Annotated in this window: 27 protein-coding genes; 19 read left to right on the top strand and 8 right to left on the bottom strand. The window is 43.4% G+C overall.

Annotated elements, in window-relative coordinates:
• Nucleotides 1-14 precede the first annotated feature (14 nt).
• From LZG71_RS20550 to LZG71_RS20480, 15 genes are all read left to right on the top strand, one after another.
• Complete coding sequence (locus LZG71_RS20550) at nt 15-1,592, top strand: RagB/SusD family nutrient uptake outer membrane protein (protein ID WP_233823544.1); 1,578 nt, start codon at nt 15-17, stop codon at nt 1,590-1,592.
• 126 nt (nt 1,593-1,718) lie between these two features.
• A complete protein-coding gene (locus tag LZG71_RS20545) occupies nt 1,719-2,300 on the top strand; it encodes an SHOCT domain-containing protein (RefSeq protein ID WP_233823542.1) in 582 nt (193 codons plus the stop codon).
• Between the two features lie 11 nt (nt 2,301-2,311).
• On the top strand, nt 2,312-2,695 hold the full coding sequence (locus tag LZG71_RS20540) for an AraC family transcriptional regulator (RefSeq protein ID WP_233823540.1): 384 nt from the start codon (nt 2,312-2,314) through the stop codon (nt 2,693-2,695).
• Between the two features lie 69 nt (nt 2,696-2,764).
• Nucleotides 2,765-3,520, top strand: coding sequence for an SDR family oxidoreductase (locus LZG71_RS20535; RefSeq protein ID WP_233823538.1), 756 nt, complete (start codon nt 2,765-2,767; stop codon nt 3,518-3,520).
• A 70-nt stretch (nt 3,521-3,590) separates the two neighbouring features.
• A complete protein-coding gene (locus tag LZG71_RS20530; RefSeq protein WP_233823536.1) occupies nt 3,591-4,340 on the top strand; it encodes a type 1 glutamine amidotransferase domain-containing protein in 750 nt (249 codons plus the stop codon).
• A 78-nt stretch (nt 4,341-4,418) separates the two neighbouring features.
• A complete protein-coding gene (locus LZG71_RS20525; RefSeq protein ID WP_233823535.1) occupies nt 4,419-5,684 on the top strand; it encodes a hypothetical protein in 1,266 nt (421 codons plus the stop codon).
• 149 nt (nt 5,685-5,833) lie between these two features.
• Nucleotides 5,834-7,393 (top strand): T9SS type A sorting domain-containing protein, encoded by a 1,560-nt coding sequence (locus LZG71_RS20520; protein WP_233823533.1) that lies wholly within the window; start codon nt 5,834-5,836, stop codon nt 7,391-7,393.
• A gap of 107 nt (nt 7,394-7,500) precedes the next feature.
• Nucleotides 7,501-7,818 carry a hypothetical protein gene (locus LZG71_RS20515; RefSeq protein WP_233823531.1) on the top strand — a complete coding sequence of 106 codons (318 nt, stop codon included), beginning with the start codon at nt 7,501-7,503 and terminating at the stop codon, nt 7,816-7,818.
• Nucleotides 7,819-7,832: 14 nt separating this feature from the next.
• Nucleotides 7,833-8,510, top strand: a complete 678-nt coding sequence (locus LZG71_RS20510) for a DUF2490 domain-containing protein (protein ID WP_233823529.1) — start codon at nt 7,833-7,835, stop codon at nt 8,508-8,510.
• A gap of 49 nt (nt 8,511-8,559) precedes the next feature.
• Entirely contained in the window at nt 8,560-9,933 is a 1,374-nt protein-coding gene (locus LZG71_RS20505) for an aldehyde dehydrogenase family protein (RefSeq protein WP_233823527.1), read from the top strand.
• A gap of 120 nt (nt 9,934-10,053) precedes the next feature.
• The gene (locus LZG71_RS20500; protein ID WP_233823525.1) at nt 10,054-10,401 is read left to right on the top strand and encodes a DoxX family protein; all 348 of its coding nucleotides are present in this window, start codon (nt 10,054-10,056) and stop codon (nt 10,399-10,401) included.
• Between the two features lie 82 nt (nt 10,402-10,483).
• Nucleotides 10,484-10,906: a hypothetical protein gene (locus LZG71_RS20495; protein WP_233823523.1), complete on the top strand. Its 423-nt coding sequence runs from the start codon at nt 10,484-10,486 to the stop codon at nt 10,904-10,906.
• On the top strand, nt 10,906-11,577 hold the full coding sequence (locus LZG71_RS20490) for a potassium channel family protein (protein ID WP_233823521.1): 672 nt from the start codon (nt 10,906-10,908) through the stop codon (nt 11,575-11,577). The genes LZG71_RS20495 and LZG71_RS20490 overlap by 1 nt, the downstream gene beginning before the upstream one ends.
• A 4-nt stretch (nt 11,578-11,581) precedes the next feature.
• The gene (locus tag LZG71_RS20485) at nt 11,582-12,586 is read left to right on the top strand and encodes a bestrophin family protein (RefSeq protein ID WP_233823519.1); all 1,005 of its coding nucleotides are present in this window, start codon (nt 11,582-11,584) and stop codon (nt 12,584-12,586) included.
• 8 nt (nt 12,587-12,594) lie between these two features.
• Nucleotides 12,595-13,341, top strand: coding sequence for a hypothetical protein (locus LZG71_RS20480; protein ID WP_233823517.1), 747 nt, complete (start codon nt 12,595-12,597; stop codon nt 13,339-13,341).
• A 149-nt stretch (nt 13,342-13,490) separates the two neighbouring features.
• Here LZG71_RS20480 and LZG71_RS30710 read toward each other — a convergent pair whose 3' ends face one another.
• From LZG71_RS30710 to LZG71_RS20465, 3 genes are all read right to left on the bottom strand, one after another.
• Nucleotides 13,491-13,676: a WxcM-like domain-containing protein gene (locus tag LZG71_RS30710; RefSeq protein WP_409013648.1), complete on the bottom strand. Its 186-nt coding sequence runs from the start codon at nt 13,674-13,676 to the stop codon at nt 13,491-13,493.
• A gap of 163 nt (nt 13,677-13,839) precedes the next feature.
• Nucleotides 13,840-15,087 (bottom strand): alkaline phosphatase family protein, encoded by a 1,248-nt coding sequence (locus LZG71_RS20470; protein ID WP_233823513.1) that lies wholly within the window; start codon nt 15,085-15,087, stop codon nt 13,840-13,842.
• 70 nt (nt 15,088-15,157) lie between these two features.
• Nucleotides 15,158-15,826, bottom strand: coding sequence for an endonuclease/exonuclease/phosphatase family protein (locus tag LZG71_RS20465; protein WP_233823511.1), 669 nt, complete (start codon nt 15,824-15,826; stop codon nt 15,158-15,160).
• 232 nt (nt 15,827-16,058) lie between these two features.
• On the opposite strand from LZG71_RS20465, the gene LZG71_RS20460 reads away from it, so the two are divergent.
• Nucleotides 16,059-16,268: a hypothetical protein gene (locus LZG71_RS20460; RefSeq protein ID WP_233823509.1), complete on the top strand. Its 210-nt coding sequence runs from the start codon at nt 16,059-16,061 to the stop codon at nt 16,266-16,268.
• Here LZG71_RS20460 and LZG71_RS20455 read toward each other — a convergent pair.
• From LZG71_RS20455 to LZG71_RS20445, 3 genes are all read right to left on the bottom strand, one after another.
• Complete coding sequence (locus LZG71_RS20455; protein ID WP_233823507.1) at nt 16,197-17,006, bottom strand: HipA domain-containing protein; 810 nt, start codon at nt 17,004-17,006, stop codon at nt 16,197-16,199. The two genes, LZG71_RS20460 and LZG71_RS20455, sit on opposite strands and share 72 nt — an antisense overlap.
• A 173-nt stretch (nt 17,007-17,179) precedes the next feature.
• Nucleotides 17,180-17,509, bottom strand: a complete 330-nt coding sequence (locus LZG71_RS20450) for a HipA N-terminal domain-containing protein (protein ID WP_233823504.1) — start codon at nt 17,507-17,509, stop codon at nt 17,180-17,182.
• A complete protein-coding gene (locus LZG71_RS20445; RefSeq protein ID WP_233823502.1) occupies nt 17,506-17,721 on the bottom strand; it encodes a helix-turn-helix domain-containing protein in 216 nt (71 codons plus the stop codon). Before LZG71_RS20445 ends, LZG71_RS20450 begins: the two co-directional genes overlap by 4 nt.
• Nucleotides 17,722-17,902: 181 nt before the next feature.
• Here LZG71_RS20445 and LZG71_RS20440 point away from each other — a divergent pair, with 181 nt between their 5' ends.
• Together LZG71_RS20440 and LZG71_RS20435 are read left to right on the top strand one after the other, a co-directional pair.
• Nucleotides 17,903-18,115, top strand: a complete 213-nt coding sequence (locus LZG71_RS20440) for a phosphoenolpyruvate carboxykinase (ATP) (RefSeq protein WP_233823500.1) — start codon at nt 17,903-17,905, stop codon at nt 18,113-18,115.
• Nucleotides 18,116-18,379: 264 nt separating this feature from the next.
• On the top strand, nt 18,380-18,679 hold the full coding sequence (locus tag LZG71_RS20435) for an antibiotic biosynthesis monooxygenase (protein ID WP_233823498.1): 300 nt from the start codon (nt 18,380-18,382) through the stop codon (nt 18,677-18,679).
• A 297-nt stretch (nt 18,680-18,976) separates the two neighbouring features.
• Here LZG71_RS20435 and LZG71_RS20430 read toward each other — a convergent pair whose 3' ends face one another.
• On the bottom strand, nt 18,977-19,162 hold the full coding sequence (locus tag LZG71_RS20430) for an ATP-binding domain-containing protein (RefSeq protein ID WP_409013647.1): 186 nt from the start codon (nt 19,160-19,162) through the stop codon (nt 18,977-18,979).
• 261 nt (nt 19,163-19,423) lie between these two features.
• On the opposite strand from LZG71_RS20430, the gene LZG71_RS20425 reads away from it, so the two are divergent.
• The gene (locus LZG71_RS20425; RefSeq protein ID WP_233823494.1) at nt 19,424-19,975 is read left to right on the top strand and encodes an energy transducer TonB; all 552 of its coding nucleotides are present in this window, start codon (nt 19,424-19,426) and stop codon (nt 19,973-19,975) included.
• A 295-nt stretch (nt 19,976-20,270) separates the two neighbouring features.
• Here LZG71_RS20425 and LZG71_RS20420 read toward each other — a convergent pair whose 3' ends face one another.
• On the bottom strand, nt 20,271-21,011 hold the full coding sequence (locus tag LZG71_RS20420; protein ID WP_233823492.1) for an SDR family NAD(P)-dependent oxidoreductase: 741 nt from the start codon (nt 21,009-21,011) through the stop codon (nt 20,271-20,273).
• Between the last annotated feature and the right edge of the window lie 24 nt (nt 21,012-21,035).

The raw sequence follows: 21,035 nt of genomic DNA, 5'->3' as shown, positions 1-21,035 counted from the left end.
ACCGAAACATAAAAATGACACGATACAGATATTCACTTTTATTTGCTACGGCCCTTCTTTTGTCAGGATGTGACAAGGATTTTTTGGATCGGAACCCTCAGGATGCGTATAGCAATTCATCCCTTTGGTCATCCTCTAACGATGCATTGGCCGCGCTGAATGGTTGTTATAGCGGCTGGGAGGAGAGCTATAATACACTTTATATGGATTGCGCTTCTGACAACGCTTATGGCCAGTACTATTGGGAAGGCTATACTTACTTTGGAAATGGCTCTATTACACCATCCAGCGCCTATTCACAGGACCGATGGAGCTATTCCACGATCCAGAAATGTAACTGGTTTCTAGAAAATATTGATGTTACACCCATGGATGAAGCTTTGAAAAGCAGGCTGAAATCAGAAGCGCGCTTTTTGAGGGCTTACCAGTATTACACCATGTCGCAGCTCTACGGCGATATACCTTTGGTGACCAAATCTATTTCAGGAGAAGAGGCCAATGCCATTTCAAAAACGCCGATGATAGAAGTGCAGGCATTTATTTTAAGCGAGCTTGGTGCAGTGGCTGCCACTCTTCCGGTTAATTATACGGGTAGTGATGTAGGGCGGGTCACGCAGGGAGCAGCTTTGGCACTGAAGGCGCGAATTGAACTCTACACCGGCAAATATGCGGATGCTATTGCCAGTGCGCAAAAAGTAATGGCACTGGGTTATGCGTTGCATCCAAGCTATCAGGATCTGTTCAGGATACAGAATGAAAATAACAAGGAAGTTATCCTGGATATCCAGCATAAGGAAAATGATTATGCTAACGGAAACATCGGTGTAATGCCTTCTTCCTCTTACGGTGGCTGGTCTTCTATTAACCCAACTCAGGCACTGGTTGATGCCTATGAGACCAAAGATGGCAGGCTTATCACAGATGCGGCTTCGGGATACAATGCCAATGATCCTTATGCCAACAGGGACCCGCGTTTAAAGGCAACCGTTCTGGTGCCGGGGCAGCTGTACGCAGGGAGTTATTTTAACCCGATTGAATCATCGTCTGCTGATTTCATCGGTGGGGGGAATAATTCAGCCACGGGTTACATTGTAAACAAGTATACTTCCAATCTTTCCGACTACCCCGATATGTGGAACACCGGATTGAATCAGATCGTGATACGGTATGCAGAAGTTTTGCTCATATATGCTGAGGCGAAAATTGAAGCCGGACAGGTTGATGCTAGTGTGTATGACGCCATCGACGCTGTACGTGTAAGGGCAGGTATGCCTAAAACGGACCGTGTAGTCTACAACAGTCAGGTCAAACTTCGTGAACTGGTAAGACGGGAGCGCAGGGTTGAATTGGCTATGGAAGGACTTCGCTGGTTTGATGTGCAGCGCTGGAAAATAGGTCCCGAAGTGATGGCCAAGCCCGTACTGGGTGCACGCCTGGGCAAGGTAGACCTAGCCACAGGGAAACTGACACTTTCAGGCGAACATATAAAGGCAGAAGACCGGACTTTCGATCCTGCCAAAAATTACGTCTGGCCAATTCCTCAAAGTGAAATAGATATCAATAAAAATCTCGGACAAAATCCGAATTATTAAATTTTACACTAAACGGAATCGTTACCTCGCCAGTCATTTCCGTAACCGGGGGACGAGGCTGAAATGATTTCTTTTTGAAAGTACGAACTCCTGATAAACTGCGGGAATATAATTCATATCTATACAATGGCTATACAAACTGACTTTGAGATTACTGCCAAAAAACACTGGTTGACATTTATACTTCCGGGTATAATTGTCTTGATGGGAATTTTAATGTTGGGTAGCTCTACCGTCTGGAAAGTTCTGGGAGCTGTTTTAATTCTCTTTAATGTAATCAAACTGATCTCGCTGGGCAGTGTACGGTGGACACTCAGCCCGGCTGGCTTGTATGTAACGAGAGGTATTTTGCCATGGACAAAAATACAGATGCAAATACCCATCTTCGATATTTATGAATCTCTGGTTTCATTTGGGATGTTCGGGCATTTTCTGGGATACGGACATATTTCTATTCGGAGAACAGAGGGCGTCACATCTGTTATCGGGGAGACCAGCATGACTGGTGCAAAAGAGTTTTCCGGACAGATAAACCAACTGGTGCAGGACTACAAGATGCGCAAAAATACCCTTATAGTTAATCAGGCTTATGCTAGTCCAAGTATCAGCCAACAACTAAAACACCTTGCAGATTTGAAAAATAGTGGCGAGCTGACCCAGGATGAATATGATACAATGAAGTCGAGGTTAATAAACTCAGAGAAATAAAAAAAGGAGAAATGAAAAGGAGTGAGGAAATAACGCACGCGTATTTTGATTTTCTGGATAAGCATCTGGCTGATATTCTTTCAGGCAATGTAACAGAAATGATGGAACTCAATGAGATTGCTGCTGAGCTAAATATATCAGCCCAGCACCTTGGAGATACGATCCAGCAGACTATGGGAAATCATCCTTGTCATTTTTATGATAGTAAAATATTGGAGCAAGCCATGAAGTTACTGGTGGAAACCGATATGTCAATTGCCGGTATCGCTAAACTGCTAACTTATGAACCCTCCAATTTTTCAAAATTCTTCAAAAAATTCAGATACGAGACGCCCGGTCAGTTCAGGACAAGAAAAAAGCTGACGGAGGTAAAAGTCCCGGGAAGTTCACCATGAAAATAAGGATTTGGGACTTCAACTTTGCAATCAGTTAAATCAATCAAATAAACAATCAAACAAATAGCTATGTCAGCGACTAATTTAAAAGACAAAGTAGTACTTATTGCTGGTGGGGGCAAGAATCTGGGAGCTCTGTTAAGCAAAGATTTTGCTGCGAAAGGGGCCAAGCTGGCCATTCACTACAACAGTGAGGGATCAAAAGCAGAAAGCGAAAAAACTTTGGCGGCAGTGCAGGCTTTGGGTGCAGAGGCTTTCTTGTTTCAGGGAGACCTTACTCAGGTAGCAAACGTTACAGCATTCTTTGACGCGGCCATCGCGAAATTTGGCAGTATCGATATCGCGATCAATACGGTAGGGATGGTATTGAAAAAACCATTTACTGAAACTACTGAAGAAGAGTATGATAAAATGTTTGGTATCAACTCAAAATCGGCTTACTTCTTTTTGCAGGAGGCTGGTAAGAAGATTAACGATAACGGCAAGATCTGCACGATAGTAACCTCATTGCTCGCTGCTTATACCGGATTGTATTCTACCTACGCAGGAGCGAAGGCGCCGGTTGAACACTTTACCAGAGCGGCATCCAAGGAGTTTGGAAGTCGTGGTATCTCTGTAACTGCGGTAGCACCCGGCCCGATGGATACCCCTTTCTTTTACGGACAGGAAAGTGAAGATGCGGTAGCCTATCACAAATCAGCTTCTGCTCTGGGAGGTTTGACTAACATCAAGGACATTGCTCCCTTGGTAGAGTTCCTAGTAACCGAAGGGTGGTGGATCACCGGGCAAACCATTTTTGCCAACGGCGGGTACACAACAAGATAATCATCAAAGGGTAATTGCCGGGCCAGGGCTTGTCAATTACCCTTATTATTTAACGCTTTATTTAAAAAACATGAGTAATAACGTAATAAAGAGACACGGGCAACACACCTATCCTGAGAAAAAGGTATTGTGTCTGGTTTCAAATGCTGCACTTCTTGAAGGTATGCAGGTAGGCTTTTTTGCCGAAGAGATGACCCGGCCTTTCTTTGATTTCATCAATGCGGGTTATGAGGTAGACGTAGCATCGCCTGATGGTGGCGCAGTGGTTTTCGATGGACACAGCAACCCTGAAAATCCCAAAGGTGCCTACCCAAATGACCTTGTCAGTATTGGGTTTGTCCACCACACTGTATTTGGTAAGTGGATGGAAAATACGATTCCAATTGCTGATGTAAACGTTGCCGACTATGATGCGATTTGCGTAGCTGGCGGTGGAGCACCACTGATCACTTTTAAAGATGATCTGAAACTGCATCAGTTAATAGCTGATTTTTACCAGGCAGGAAAGATCACCTGCCTGATCTGCCACGGAACATCTCTGCTCTTGTGGACTAAATTGAGCGATGGGACACTACTGGCCGATGGGAAAACATGGACCGGATTTGCAGATAGTGAGGAAGATATGATCAACGAAACGTTCGGAAAGAAGGTAAACGAATATACAATAGAAACCGAAGCACGTAAAAATCCGAACACCACTTTTGAAGTTGCAGGGGCCCTTGAGCCATTTGCCATAAGAGACGGAAAGCTGATAACCGCACAACAGCAGCACAGCAGTTATCTGGCCTCACAATTTGTGATAGAAGCGCTGTCGGAATAAAGATACAATATTTAAATGACGTGTATGCCGCCATAAGCGGCATACATATATTCTGTTTCTCTAAAATATTATAAAAAAATGAATCATTTCTCTACACTTCTTACAGGCAGTGCCCTGATGCTTATTACTATTACAAGCAACGCACAAACAAAAATCAAAGACGGATCAGTAACTGGTAGTTCGTCACTTGCCAAGCCTGGGGCCATATTGGACCTTGAAAGTAACAACAGAGCCTTGCTGCTTCCCCGGGTGGAACTTACAAGCACCACCAGCTGGGCACCGCTGAATGGCGCGGCGCCCGCCGAAGGTGGATACACTGTATATAATACCAGTACAACGACGACGGAAGGGAGCACTACCTATCCAGTATTAAGTGGGGGAGCAGGTGAATACTATTGGGATGGTGGTGGCTGGGTAGCAAAAAAGTATAACGCTGCTTCTGTCTATCAGGAGCCATTCCAAGTAGAAGGCACAACTACAAAAGCAACCACCAACACCCAAAACATTTACCAGAACGGAAACTTAGGTTTAGGAGATTTCTCAACCACAAACCCACTTGCAAAATTAGATGTGCGTGGAGCGATTCGTGTGGGAACAGACCACTTAGGCTCAGTAGGTAGTAATTCAGCAGCATTTGGACTAGGAAATACCGCTTCGGGACAATATGCTATTGCAACCGGAAGTGGTACTATAGCAAGTGGAAGCAGGTCAACCGCAATGGGTCTTAATTCTACAGCAAGTGGAAGTACTTCAATCGCAATGGGTCTTGGTACTACAGCCAGCGGAGATCGATCAACCGCCGTAGGTAATGGTTCAACAGCTAGCGGAGTTGAATCAGTAGCGATGGGTGAATTTACAACCGCCAGTGGACTTTTATCAATTGCAACGGGATACAGCTCAACCGCCAGTGGGAATTTTTCTACTGCAATGGGAATACGTACCGTTGCTACGTCAAATCATGAAACAGTGATTGGAAGTGATAATGCAATAAGAACTGGAACGAATTACACTGGTGGTACAGGATATGTTCCTGTAGCTACCGATGCTCTGTTCCAGGTGGGCAATGGCTTCGCTACACCATCAATAACGCGTAGTAACGCTTTAACAGTCCTTAAAAATGGTAAAACCAAAATAGGTGGCTATCACACTACCAAACCAGATCTTACCCTTGAAATAAGTGGTACTGATGGTGTATTGCTACCCACGGGTACAGATGCAGAACGCCCCGCAACAGCGGTATTTGGCACACTTCGCTACAATACAAGCATTGGCCGCGCCGAGGTATATGTAAATGATGTAAATGGAGATGGTATTCAAGGTGATGCCGGATGGAGGGCGATTTAAGGGTTGTTTGTCGCAGTGAAAACTGGAAAGACACAAGGGACTCTAGATAGTTATGGAGTATTGACTCGGTTGATCGTTCGTTGGTTTAGTTAATGAATCGCACAGAAAAATTGGATTCAGGTATACCTGTTTCACAAAATGATATATAAATGAAAAAAATATTAATATACGGTCTTTTTACTGCACTGATTGCCTCTTGGCACGCAGCAACAGCGCAGAGCAGTACACTAGACAACGGTTACCGTACAACAGCCGTTAGCGATGTTACTTTCGAATACAGCGAAACACTTTACATCGGGCCCGATGCAGTGTGGGAAATAAACGGCGTGCACGTGGTCTATAGCTCCAATGTATGGATAGCACCTACAGCAAAGATATCGGGCACCGGTACACTTGTCATTGCCGACCCGGCAGCAAATCCGTTTTATACCGTTGCCGCTGGAGCTACCATTATAGATGGTAATGACGGTAACTTTATAAACCTGAATATAAAACATCAAAATCCTGCGAATATCATATTAGATGATATTGCAGATCCGGGATTTGATATTATCAATCCTTCGGGAGCCCTTGCAGCTGCACTTAAAATAGGAAAAGATTTTTCCTTTGAAGTGGATAATGGCGATGTGCTGCTGAATGGCAATGATTTCGTGTTTCGGGAACCTGCAACTGTAAGTAATTTTGGTGTCAACCGCATGGTGGTGACGAGTAACAGCATAGATGGGCACATGGCTATGGAATTTAATGAGGGGCCGAGCGGCAGCTTTACATTCCCTGTGGGTATTGCCGAAGGCGACTATACTCCTGCAACATTTGGTTCCTACGGTATTGTTGAATTAAATGTGAGCGTCACAGACTATACCGCCACCACGGCACAGATCGGAACTCCACAGGAAGGTATGGACAGGGTTTGGCATATTTATGGTTCGGGCAGTCCCAGTACCATACAACTTCAGCACAACATATCTACTAACGGTACAAGTTATATCGATGATCAGGCCTATATTACCCGTTATAATGGTAGTGCCCAATGGCAGCCTTCGGACAGAATTGATTATGAGTCTCCAGGGGTACACATGTTTACTATCAACAGCTCGGAGATGCTCATGAATTTCGGCATTCCTTTTTCAGCTACCAGCGAGCAAGCTTGGTTTACCAAAACGAGCGACAAAACCACACCGCTACCGGTTACGCTGTTAAGTTTTAATGCTAAAAAGACAGAGGATCATGTCTCACTTACATGGGCAACGACATCAGAAAGCAACGCATCTCACTTTGAAATACAGCGCAGCGCGGATGCCCGACATTTTGATACCGCCGGGACAGTAAGTGCGAAGGGTGAAAGTAGTGAAATACAAAATTATTCCTTCCTGGACTTGCCGGCAACATCTTCCATATTATACTACCGGTTAAAAATGATTGACGTGGACGGGACCTATGCGTTTACTAATATCCGTAATGTCAATTTTGAGAGTTCGGCAGATCTTGTTAGCGTTTATCCGAATCCTGCATCTTCGTTCATTAAAGTGGATGCGCCTAACGCACGCTCGCTGAAGATATTTAACAAAATGGGCCGGATTTTGCACACTTCACAAGGAGTTGTTCCAAGCCGTGTCGATATCAGTAGCTTTCCTGATGGAATCTACATCGTTCAGGTTGTAGAGCAAAATGGCAAGGTGAAAGCGACCAGGATCGTTGTGAGCAAATAATTTACTTCAATCAATTAAATGGTATGAGAATAAAATGGGGCCGATACAGACATCTTGTACGGCCCCATTTTTAAAAACAGATCATCAAACAACTAACTGTAAATCAAATGGACTATTCAAAACTAACCAACCCAACCGTAAAAGCAGCGTTGGAAGCACGGCAAAAAGGTGACAGTATGAGATTTCTTTCGTATTTCGCAGTAGAACCGAAAATGACTGACGATGGTAACCCAAGGGATTTTTATGGCTTCGTAAAGGGTTCATGTGGTAAGGAAGTTTTTCTAAGCATTGATGAGGTAGGAAGTAACGGAACTGCGATAATTGGAAATTTTAAAGCCGGGCAATGGGGGACTTTTCCTGTTTTTTTTAAGTTCGAACAAAATTCGGAAGGTAAGTTTGAGCGTCTGGATATCGGGCAGGCATAATGATCTCCTTGTTAATGATGCTGAAATCGATAATCTGCCTTTTACCAAAGAACCTGGTTTTACTTATATTGCTTACTGTTGCATCAATTCCAACTCAGGCGCAGGATATCGACGGAGTAAGTTCCTTTGTCGTTGGTGGCGTGAGCATGAATATCCCAAAAAGTAACAAGCTTTTGATTTACAGCGGTATGAGCCCAACAGACAATGTGAAGGCACTTTTAGTACTACCTAACTTCAAAGTCCACAAATACATCACACTTACTCCCGGATATACTTATGTGAATGTGGACCTGGATAACGGTGGCAGGATTGAAGAGCACCAGTTCCTGGGGATGGCTACGCTGGCTGTTGCGCTTGCTAAAAACTGGACGCTTGCCGATCGGAATATGTACTTTCACCGTTTTCGGACCGGCGGTGACCTGTCATTTTATAGAAACCGGCCGGGCATTACACACAAAACACAACTTTTTAAAAAGCAGGCGAGTGTTTTCTTGCAGGATGAAGTTTACCTGAGCCTAAACGGTGGACAGTTTACGCGCAACAGGATTATTTTGGGTGCTGATTTGAAATTGTTCAAATGGCTTACTCCGCAGGTAATGTGTATGTATCAAAGCGATAAGGTAACCGGCAATAAAATTCTGGCCTGGCTGGTACTTACAGTTCCGCTTGAAAATTTTGGTGTGTTTAAATAGGATAACGTGTTGAGGACCTTAATCATGTGTACTAAAAATTTATAGAATCATGAATACATTTCAGTCTTTGTTCGATAAACAGAAGGAGTTTTTTTATACTGATACCACCAAAACATACGAGTGGCGGATGGATCAGCTCAACCGTCTGGAAAAATTTTTGACCGACAATCAGGATGCCTTTTGCCAGGCACTGAAAACCGATTTTAACAAACCGCCATTTGAACAGCTTTTTGAAATTACGGTACCACTCGGTAACATAAAATATTACAAAGAAAACCTTAAACAGCTTATGACTCCCCAGCAGGTAGAAATACCGAAGGGGTTGGAAGATACGGGTAACAAAGGGGTTATTTACAAAGAACCTTTTGGTGTAACGCTGGTTATCGGGCCGTTTAACGCACCAGTATTGCTGCTCCTGGATCCAGCTATTGCAGCACTGGCCGCCGGAAATCCTGTTGTGCTTAAGCCTGCCAACGTTACGCCCACCGTGGCTGCACTTTTTGCTGAGCTTATACCGAAATATTTTCAGCCCGAAGCGGTGACGGTAGTCACGGGTGGGAGAGAGGAAATTACAGAATTACTTCTTTTGCCTTTCGATTTTATCTTCTTTACCGGAAGCTCCGCGGTGGGAAAAGTAGTGATGCGGGCAGCCGCGGAAAACCTCACACCCATTGTGTTAGAATTGGGCGGGCAAAACCCGACCGTGGTAGATGAAACGGCCAACCTGGATATTGCTGTTGACCGGATTGCCTGGGGACATTATGCCATTTCGGGGCAGTGGTGTATTGCGCCGGGTTATGTGTATGTGCACGAAAGTATCGCCGAAGAATTTGTTGATAAGCTCAAAAATGCAACCGTAAAAATGTATGGTGAAGACCCAAGTCAGAGCCCTGATTTTGCCAGGATGATCAGCGAACACGATACCGAAAGAGTGGCATCGTACATCATACCTGAAAAAGTGGTTTTGGGCGGAAGGTTTAATGTCAAGCAACGATATGTAGAGCCCACTATTTTGTATCCAAGTACATGGGATGATCCGGCTTTGCAACAGGAGATTTTTGGTCCTGTTTTCCCTATTATGGTTTACAGTGATTTGAAGCAAATCGTGGAAATTATCAAACGTAAGCCCAAGTCTTTGGCCGCTTATTTCTTTAGCAAGAATCAGCGGAATATAGATTACTTCCTGAATGCAGTTTCTTTTGGCGGAGGCTGTATCAATCAAACCAACCTGCATTGCTGGATAGACAGTCTGCCTTTTGGGGGTGTTGGTTACGCCGGAATGGGCAAGTATTATGGCAAGGCAGGTTTTGATGCACTGAGTAATACCAAAGCCATGCTCATTGGAAATCCGGATCTGGAACTGGATGTTTTTCCGCCATATGAAGGCAAGGACATTGCGAAAAATTTGAGTGTTTTTTCTTAAAAGTTTTACCACGAATGCACGATAGTCGAAAGCATTCGTGGCAAACATTAAAACAAACCTTAATTTGGAAGTTTTATGAGACAAATACTTATGCATCATTTAACCAATTAATTAAAAGTTATGATACTGAAAATAATCAACTCTGCACTTATTCTTGTAGCCGTGTTCATGGGTTTTAAACAAGGCTGGGCCATGTTTATGGGTAAACCTGAAATGTTAGAACTTTTTGGGAAATGGGGTTTTTCAAGGAGTTTGATAACATTTAACGGGGCGATAACAGTATTGAGCGCGCTGCTTATTTTGTATCCCAAAACATTCGTCTGGGGTAATTTTCTGATGGCAGCGGGCATTCTGCTGATCATCTGTTTTCACTTAATGGACAGGGATCTTAAAGGCGTGATGATTGAATTGCCCTTTCTGCTTCTTAACCTGGTGATCATTTATTTGCAGCATCCATTTAAAAATTAGCCACAGATGCACAGATGAGAAGGCTGAATTTGGAATATCTGCGGCCGCCGCTGCGGTGCATCTGTGGCAAGTGCAAATAATTATGAAATACACAATTCTGGCAATCACATTAATCTGCTCAACTGGCTTTATTGCCTGTGGACAGCGACCGCAACAAAAATTAAACAACCAAACAACCAAAACAGTGGACACAAGCAAACTAACCAACCAAACAGTAAAAGCCGCATTTGATGCCTGGCAAAAAGGTGATAGTAAAACATTCATCTCGTTTTTTACAGCCGATGCAAAACTTTATGATGACGGTAGCCCGCGCAATTTTCAGGCATTTGTGAAAGAGGCTTGCGGTCATGAGAAGTTTACTACTATTGATAAGGTCGAAAATGAGGGAAAGGATATTTTCGGAAACTTCCATACAGAAAAGTGGGGTGATTTCAGAACTTATTTCAAGTTCCATTTCGATGCAGCCGGGAAGGTGGATAGACTGGATATAGGTCAAGCCAACTGATGCAAAGCGGCTTTGTTGACTTATTGCGCAACCGCAAATATGAAATTTTACTTTTTGCACTGGCGCAGCATTTATTTATTGGCATTTTTTTAACAGACCTCGACTTTTATACGCGCGTGATCTGGCCGATCAATATGCTAGTTCTGGGACTTGGGAGTATTTTTATTTTTACAGGCAAACATAGTCTGCGGCATTGGTTTCGAAATATTCATTTTATTGTTGTGCTGTTGCTACCCGTAGGAATTCCATTTTTCAAACATGATCCGGATTATTTTAAAATACTGAATATCAATTATGTTGTCTTTTTTGTGTTCTTGTTTCTGGAATTATTACGGTTTTTACTAAGGCCTGGCTATATCAATACCGACATCATTTCAGCTGCGGTTTGCGGGTATTTTCTACTGATAGAAATTTCGGTTTTTTTGTTGCAAACTATGGAATACAACAATTCGGAGTCCTTTAAAGGAATTGATACTTCTTCTTCTGCCAGTATTTTTATTGATCTGGTCTATTTTTGTTCAATCACCTTTACTAGTATTGGTTTTGGGGATATTACCCCTAGTCATCACAGCACCAAACTTGTGACCTCATTTATCGGTATTGCTGGACAATTTTATACCGTGGTGCTGGTGGGTGTTCTTTTGAGCAAATTTACAAGTAAAACAAACTAACCATATGAATATCAGTTCACATTATAAACTTGGCGTATTTCTTGTCTGGACCCGTCGAAGTATTTATGCTTTGGTACTTTTAGCCGCGGTTCCCACTGCTCTGTATCAGGTGCTTGGGTGGAAATGGATTGCAATTCCCTGGGTTCCTATTGCGCTGGTCGGGACGGCAGCATCCTTTATTGCCGGTTTTAAAAACACACAAACCTATAACAGAACCTGGGAGGCGCGGCAGATATGGGGTGCTATTATCAATAGTAGCAGAGCATGGGGCATTATGGCTCGTGATTTTGTAGCGGGAGTTGCCGAAGAAGAGGAGCAGATCCTGCACCGTCAACTGGTTTACAGACATTTTGCATGGCTTACGGCATTGAGATTCCAAATGCGTGATCCTCGTAGTTGGGAACATATAAGGACAAAGCCTTATAACGTTGAATTTAAAAAATACTACAGGGTTCCCGAGTGGGAAAGCGACCTGGGTGAAGAATTGGAGCCCTATCTTACCGAAAAGGAATGTAGCGCAGTTCTGAAAGCTAAAAACCGGGCCACCCAGATTATCGCTTTGCAATCAGCACAGCTGAAAGCGTTAAAGCAATCGGGACAACTGGAAACCTTTCCTTACATGCAAATGGCCAACCTTTTGAAGGAGCTGTATGAGCATCAGGGTAAAAGTGAGCGTATCAAAAATTTTCCATACCCACGCCAGTTTGCCAGTATCAACCTATTTTTCATCCGCTTGCTGGTGATATTGATGCCCTTCGGCATGTTGAACGAATTTGCAAAGTTGGGTGATCATGGTGTTTGGCTTACCATTCCATTCAGTGTAATTGTTGGCTGGGTGTTTACTTCGCTTGAACAGGTTGGAGAAAGTACTGAGAATCCGTTCGAAGGTGGAGCGAACGATGTTCCCATCACCTCTATGTGCCGCACCATTGAAAGCGACCTTAGAGAGATACTCGGAGAATCCGACCTACCACCGGCCATTGTAGCAGAAAATGATATTTTAATGTAACATAAATAATGGATCAAACACTTTATATCGACATCGTCCGGAGATTTTATCCGAACGCAAAGACAACGGAAGATACAATTAACAGTCTGCTGGATGTTATTGAAAGCAAACTGAACTTAAAACCTAATCAACTCATGCATGCCGACAGCATGTGTTGTGATGATGTGAACGCGATTCAATATCCTCCAAGGGCTTATGAAATGCTTGGTCCGTTTCACATGGGAGGCTTGAATGGTTTCCCGTTTGCAGGCGTTACCGGCATGAACGCTTTTGCGCACCATGTTCCAGAGGATGGAGCAGTGGTTATTTTTTATGCTCCACATATAGGCGTTACCAAAGAGGGCAAGATAGGCGAGATCCACCGGATAGGACAAAGTGGCAACTCTTCATGTTGCGGTGCAGCGCAAGGCGCATTAGGTAAACTTATTGATAATCAGATTATTCAGGATGATGTTACCAGCCTGGACTATCAGATGAACAGCATTGAGCAGATATTTCTGCGTTCAGGAAGTCGGATTAAAGAGGCGGAGAGTCGGATTTTTGAAGCTACCGAGGTGATGTTTGAGGCGATCGACGACCGTATACAAACTCTGATTTCGAAAACAAATTATCCCTGTAAACATGTGATCGTCGTTGGAGCTATCTTCATTAATGGCGACAGCGATATGGGTTCTTTCTGTTCTTACAAACGATTTGAACACCTTGATCTGGAAACGGGCATGCGGACTAGCTGGATGGCAGATTTTTTTGCATGAAAATATATTTCAGGTATTACGTGATCGGAATGAAAATATGTTTTGAAAAAGTGGGCAGGCAACAAACGCAATATGATTAATTTGAATCTTAAAGCTGTCTAAGTACACTCTTGATCATGGATGGTCCGTCGATATAATCGAATGGGTCATCACATGCCAGTCACGGGTTCCAGCATTAGAAACATGCAGGGATTGTCCAATATAAAATAGTTTTCACTGACTCCCTTACAGCAACAGATATGGCATCTACCTTTGATGCAGGTCAGAGTATTCCAGGCTTTATAATGGCCATGCGCACCTCTTTTGTGACCACCCGCACCATAGATGCAGAACATCCGTTTAATTTCCCCTGGTACGTGGTTGGCAAGGATGCTCAGGTCCGGAACCGTCCAGAAAGGTATTGGTGTCAACAAATTTAGCCATTTGATGATGAAGATGTAGTTTTTTCTATCTGGTATTTTCGTCACGCACGAAACCGTGCGTGACGTTTTTTGTTACCTACTTTTCCACAATCCAGCGGTTTACGCTGTTGTGCTTTCCTTCAATTACAACCTTAAAAAAGCCGGGCGGAAGCTTAGAAACGTCCAGTTCGGCCTTCCGATTTTCTACTGGTACGTCATCCATTAAAAGATAAAGATCTCTTTCTCCTTTTTCAAAATGGTTGGTTGTCGATAGCCAGATCTTAACCTTTTCATCTTTGGTCAGGGCATTCCAGGTAAGGTATATCTTGTTTCCTTCTTTTTTTATCTCTGGCTGATCAACCGATATTTTTCCGGTAAGTGAAACACCGTCCAGCTCAAAGGCCTGTTCTTTTGGGATCGTAACATCCAGATGCCTGGCGACTGTTGGCATAATATCAACAATAGCCGGAGTAAATGATCCTTTTTTTTCTTTAAAATGGGTGTTCAGGTCTTTGGCATTTGTAACAATCCAGGTATCACGTTCCCGGTCTGACTGGCCTCCATGGCCTTTACCCGTGTTTGGCGCACGGCCATGGTCGGTTGTGATCACAATCAACCAATCCTCCTGAAAGCTTTTCTGTCTGTATTCGATTGCTCGGTAAAGGCGACCCATCTGATCATCCATGATCCCGATCGCCTTGTGAAACTGCTCACTATCTCCATACTTATGTCCCATGTCATCGGTGTATTCCAGATATACCCAGGACAGATCAGGACTATCAGTTCTGATGTAGGTGGCCGCCTGATCGACAACCTTTTCATCGATCAGGTGGATGTATTCACTCTGCTTGTCGTGAGGAAAATGAATGGTATCCAGCTCAAAGCCGTCGAAGGGATAGTCAATGCGTAGTCCGTCCGTCTGTGGCAATCCGTCGCCTACCAGTTTGGTGCGGTTGTCGAGCCAGGTGGAGAAGACAGCGCTTCTTTTATGCGGGTACTGCTCCTTGAAAAACCGGAATATCGTCCAGTACTGGTAGTTGGGATCTTTAATGTCGTTATCCCAGACATTGTGTTTATTGACCCAGGTTCCGGTGAGCAGACTGTTGTATCCAACGGCCGAAATCGTCGGTGTTTGAGAGTACGTCCCCTTGCCGCCACCAACATGAGCGCGGGTGAAACCACCCGCTTTGCAGATAATGTCCAGATTCGGCTTGGCTATTTTTTCAATTACATCACCTGAAATGCCATCTACAATGACGAACAACACCTTTTTTTGTTTGGATTGTCCATAACCTTCACAGACGCTAATGATTAATACTGCCAGTGATAATATCTTTTTGAGCATTTTTTATATGGTTTGGTTAAGGAATTAGATTTGAAAGTGATATCATTTCGACACTAACAGACCCTGTCTGTTAGTGAATTTCAAATACCGTCAAGACAGCCGAATGATCCGAAGGCCATACATCGTCGATCTGGGGAGGTGTTCTGATGATCTTTGAGAACCTGGGTTTTAATCCCGGTCCTTTGTAATAGACATAATCAATACGCAACGTTTGCATATGTCCGTAAATGGCGGCAAATGTTCCGGCGGGGTGGGTGACCTCGTTTGGATGTATGATACGGTAGCTGTCGGCATATCCGTTTTGTAGCATTAATTTCGAAATAGGAAAATCGACCGGGCCGTAACCATAGTGCAGAGAGGCAGCTCTGGAAGTCCAGTCCAGATGGCTCCCTGAATTGAAATCTCCGGCAACAATTACCGGCAGAGAAGGTTCCGAGAGAAGTATCGGGTCGATGTCGTTATCGATATTATTTTGGGCATCAACGCCAGCGAGCATTTTATCTTCAGCGATCCAATTGTTGGGATCGGAACCTGGGTTGGCATAAGATCCCGTATATTCATGATCGTGCGCATATCGAAGCCACCAGTTGCCAATGAGTATTTTTTTGTTTCCGGGAATTGTCACAGTAGCCACATTCGACTTAAACTTCTCAGTGGATGGGTATTTTTTCATCGGAAACCGGCTAAAAAGCGCAAGATTGTCCTTCATGGAGGTGGAGAATACGGAGCCGTTGACCATCTTAATTTGGGAATTAAGATCATGTCATTTCGGATTGAATTGACCAGTATAAGTGACTGACTGATAGTTGTGTAACTCATGGAATTAAAGAATGGGTTGATGGACAATCTGCCACGGAATCAAGTGGTCAAGTCATCCGAATTCTCCAATCTATCGCCAGGTTATCAGGTGAATTCGGCAAAAAGCCACTCAATTTCGGCAATGGGCGACCCAGCGCTTAGAAGATTACCTGATGAAGGGTTATGCAATTAACGAAAAGCGACTGAATCAAAAGCAGCAAGAGGTACAAACCTTTAAAGAAGGAATACGAATACTGAGTAGAAGAATTGGAGCACTGGAGAATTTTGATTACTCTTTTGCACAAAAACAACTAAGTTTTCAGAAGCTGCCTGAGTCGTCCCTGATAAGCCTGCAAATAGTTTTGTTTTGTCGTTTCGTCTAGGAAAGACGCAAGAATTAACTGCTCCACTTGTTCGGCCCCGCTGAGCATACGTGCGACTATTCCGTCAAATACTTTAGAGTTAATTCCTGCTATTTCAGCTAGAGAGGTAAATTGCTGTATCACCTTACCTTGGGCTAGTTTCTTGGGTAAAAGTCCATCGTCCAATGCAAAATCTTTATCACGAATATGTATACGGCTATTGAGCAAATCATAGGCTGGACTCAAACGATAGTCTCCCTGATCGGTTTCGAGCAATGAGAAGTTTTTGAAATGCGCATCACCGTTAGAGAATAAATAATTAAACATTAATCTACGGAGCAATTTTGGGGATTCGACTGTGTAAGCAGGAACATACTTTTGCATCAGATCAAACATTTCCAGGTAACTTCCTAAGTATTTATAGTGTTCTCCATGGGTTTGGGGCATGCGTCCCGTCAGTGATGCAAAATCATCCTGCGCACATTTCCTGCCATCAGGAAACCTGTCAAATCTTTTAGTAATGTAGGCCTGCGCTCCTTCCGCAAAAAAGATCAATGCGTTGTCTGCTGTTTCGATACCATAAACCTGCCTGGCGATCTGCATAGTCAGATGCTCGTTGGCCGGCATCTGATCCGGCCGGCGTCCGGTGGACGGTATGGGCTTCAAAATATAATTACCCTGCTCGCCTTCTTCGATCAATCGTAATTTATTCTTATCAAGGATTACCGAAAACTTTTCCTGAACACCTGATATTGACATCCGTTTGCGATTTTCTTCAAACAGTTCATTGGTGTCTTGATTGCTCGCGGGTGAATCATACCTCAAAATATGGCTTACGCGCTTGCCATCGAAGACCCGCCTGAGACAATTCTTACTATAAGTGTCATAGCCAGGGGCCAATGTGCCCGGGCAAAATTGAATATCTGGTAACCTCATTGATTGTCAATTTTAATAATTGTCACAGCCCCAATCGTGTCGCTTTTTGCAATTGTGAGTAGCAGGCCAAAGTAGTCGTTTCGATCTATACGGTTTAGGTGACACACCACTTCTTTATTGGAGCCCTCCGGCAACATGTTATAGAAAAAGGGAAACAAGTATTCAGACTGATAGGCCTCAATCGTTTTTGGTAAGGTCAAACTGATAGGAGGTTTCGAACTGTCTTCTGCCCATTCTTTGTGATAGTGAAATTCAAATACACCGTTGTTATCCTGCAATAGGATACCGGCCTGCTCTCCTCTAAAAAGAACCTTTGCACTTCTCATGGATTAATGGTTTTTTTTATGCTTAGGGTGATTTCAAGGCCCAGGGCATCACATAGTTTCTTCAATGTTGACAAAGTAGGATTGCCCTTGCCAGACTCAAATTTTTTCAAAGCGCCCGGTGCTACACCAGATAAATCTGATAGGGCTTTTTGCGTAACCTTAAGTGATTCTCGCCTAGCTTTGATCGCCTCAATGATAGATACAAAGTTCATTATAATGTTCTTTTAAAGTAAAGTTAAGGATTTTATCTCGAATTACCCTAAAAAAGTATTCTATAATATACTTTTTTAGTGCCACGCTGGTGCGAGTTACAGTATCACGCAAAAAAGTATACTAAAATATACTTTCTGTGAGGATCAAAGCTTAAAACCTTATAGATAGCAAGAAAAGTACATGATAGTGTACTTTATTATTGCATTGGAGCAGGCAGGACGCGACCGAGAGGTCAATTTCTATATGGTCAATACAGGCTGGGCAGGTGGGCATTATGGGACGGGTACCCGGGTCAAGCTGGCTAACACCAGCGCAATGGTCAATGCGGCACTGGAAGGGAAACTCGGGGGAGGTGACCTACACGTTCGTTTTAAACTGTTGTCCAGCAAGTGAAAAGTCTTGTAAAGTAGTTAGGCTACGTCAATTGTGGAGGAAAAAGAACGATTGCAGAATTAATGTAACTCTAACATTGTTACGATTGCCGAGGAATGTATAACGTCGATAATTTTGCTGACGCGTTTTGATTTGCAGCATCTAAGTGGAGAATTCGGAGCTGTTGGGTTCTGCGTCACTTTTGGCGAAAAATAAATCGATTACGGTTTAATATCTTTGCATAACCCTGACCAAAAATATTGTTCGTACAATTTCATTCTGTTTATGATACTAGAAGTAGCAATCTTACATGTTAAAAAGAATCAAGAAATTGAATTTGAAAGAGACTTTGCGTTAGCCGGTAAACACATCAGTTCGACAACTGGCTATATAAGGCACAGTCTACAAAAATGTGTTGAACAATCTAATAAGTACTTACTACTCGTGGAATGGAATAAGCTTGAAGACCACACAGTCGGTTTTAGAGAATCTGACGCCTATAAAGATTGGAAGCGTCTGTTACATCACTATTACGATCCATTTCCAATTGTTGAACACTTCGAAATGATATTCACGAACCCATAATAAAAAATCCGTATACAAATATTATAGTCTAGTACAACAATTAAAATGTTTTCACCAAAAGTGACGATAAACCAGCTGTTGACCTCCGTAATTCGCTTAGGCTGACCACGCTATTTGGGGTTCAATTGACCCGAATATCACATTTGCTCTCAGAGAGTTAACGAAGGGCTAAGGCGGTAAAGTTGATCGCCCTTTTGCCATGGAATTGGGTGGGGCGGCCTAGCGAATTCTCCACCCTTCCACCTGCAAGAGAGAAATGATATAAGATTTACTGAAAGTAGTTTAGCTACCCCCTGTTTACATGCCGGTTTGGCGTAACAGATATGCAAGCGCAGTTTGCCTGGCGGCAGTGTTCTGTTTATTGACCGCCATAGCCAGCGCTTTTCTGGTACCAACAAAAACGACCAGTTTTTTCGTTCTGGTAATTCCGGTGTACACAAGGTTTCGGAACAGCATGCCAAAATGCTGGGTGACCAATGGAATGATGACGGTTTCAAACTCACTGCCTTGGGATTTATGGATGGTAATGGCATAGGCCAGATCCAGTATTTGGGAATAATACCCTGATACAGTTTTTCAACCATATCTACAGCAGCATATCCATAACGTAAAGAGGACCACGGATGAACACGGACCAGTACTTCCTTTAATTCGTCCGTTTGGGTACGCGCCTGCACCAAAGCTTCCAAGTCCACGTGGCTGAATTTTGCATGAATAACCAAGTTGTTCTCATAACTGCATTTTATGTTAAATGACGGTACACAGAACAAGAAGGGCTTTGGCTTTTTAGTAAAATTCTTGGTTTTGTACATGATCAGCTCACTTCTCCCAATTTGTTCTGGATTCGCAGCTGCATCAGGTGAAGATGTTCTTTTACTTGAGCTTTTAAGCTACCAATTTCCTAAGTTGAATCCTATGATTATATGCCTCAGATTGTCCGTACTTCTATTCTTTTTACAATCATTTGGATGCTTTGCCCAGACCGAATTTCGGCGTCCTGATGTGGAAGCTGAATTTCCAGGAGGGAAGGCTGAGATGTATAAGTTTTTGTTGAAAAATCTTAGATTTCCAGAGAAGGCTTTGAAAGCAAACGTCTCAGGGAAGGTGTTTTTGCAACTGAAAATCGATTCGGTTGGAAGTATAGTAAACATTAAAGCATTAAAAGGCTTCGGTTCTGGTGTTGAAAAAGAATGTATTCGAGTAGTTAGGCTTATGCCTGCATGGCAGCCAGCGAGAATTTCTGGGAAATCTACTTCATCTCTCTATAATTTGCCCATCAATATTTGCCTCGAATAATTAGTGTTTTGAGATAAGCTCAGTCAGTAGGCGAGATGGGCAATTTGCAGGCAAAACTGCCTGGTTTCTTGCTAAGAAATAACAGTTTACTTTTCCCACTCCCGACTGTAGAATGAATTACTTTGACAGTATATTAAAGTATGATAGCTCAGGTTAAGCTTTCTAAACCTTGCAAAACGTGCGTTTTTACCTTTTTTTATAGATATTCAATTCAAAGCTTGACCAGACCTAAAACAAAGCGAGGCTGCTTCAAAAAAGCAGCCTCGCTAAATGACAAACTGTATCAAAAAACCGATCAGGCATTAAAACCTCCGTCAATGGTCAGCGCGGAACCTGTAATAAACTTCCCTTCTTCACTCGCCAAAAAAGACACCAGGCCGGCAATGTCATCGCCGGTCCCGTATTTTGGAATAGCCATCCTTTCTCTTAAAAGCTCGGCATGTTCCGTATTGGAAGGGTTCATATCGGTATCGATTGGCCCTGGTTGTACCAGGTTTACTGTAACGCCTTTTGGACCCAGGTCACGGGCCAAACCACGCGTGAAGCCCTTTAAGGCTGATTTGCTCATGGTATACAAAGTTGTCTGTGGACCAAATGAATTATCGGCCATATTGCTACCAATGGTGATAATCCGGCCACCGGCCGACATTTGTTTTGCTACCGCATGGGCCGCCAGGTAAACGGCACGCACATTGATGGACATAATGCGCTCGTAATCTTCAAGCGTGTGGTCTTCGAATGCCTTTCCTATATAGATACCCGCATTGCTCACGAGTATATCGATATGGCCAAACTGTGCGATGGTGGTATTTACTGCATCCGTAATTTGTTGGCTATCGGAACTATCGGCCTGGATCGCTAATGCATTTCCCCCCGCTTCCTGGATCTGGGTAACCACTGCGTCGGCCTTCTCGGTTGCGTGCGAATAGGTGAACACCACTGTTGCACCTTCCCGTGCTAATTTTTTGCTGATTGCTGCTCCAATACCACGGCTACCACCCGTTACCAGCGCTACTTTGTTTTCTAACTTTTTCATTTGATTCGATAATTAATTATGAAT

Origin of the sequence: Dyadobacter sp. CY312 (assembly GCF_021390535.1) — a bacterium.
Taxonomy (GTDB): Bacteria; Bacteroidota; Bacteroidia; order Cytophagales; family Spirosomataceae; genus Dyadobacter.
This window is presented reverse-complemented; position numbering and strand designations above follow the sequence as displayed.